This is a genomic window from Chrysanthemum yellows phytoplasma (assembly GCF_000803325.1).
Lineage (GTDB): Bacteria > Bacillota_I > Bacilli_A > Acholeplasmatales > Acholeplasmataceae > Phytoplasma > Phytoplasma asteris.
The window spans coordinates 1-230 of record NZ_JSWH01000223.1; the positions used below are offsets into that span (position 1 = coordinate 1).

Below are 230 nucleotides of genomic sequence, written 5' to 3' on the forward strand. Positions count from 1 at the left end.
ATCTAAACTATCTAGCGGAATATAGCTGTTTGAAAACGCTGGCAAGAAAACGAAAAACGTCGATTGCCAGAGTTCGAAAGAAACTGAAGACAGGTTCAACTTGGGGTATCTCCTATATTAACAAAGGAAAGACTCAATACGAACCATGGGACGTTTACTCTTGGGATAAAATTAAAAAAATGCGTAAATATAAGGGGAATCCGGACATTACCATTAATAGATATATATTC

1 pseudogene is annotated in these 230 nt (G+C 36.1%); it reads left to right on the forward strand.

The features are described from left to right. Positions 1-230: pseudogene (locus OL66_RS04425) on the forward strand (group II intron reverse transcriptase/maturase); the annotation flags it as partial.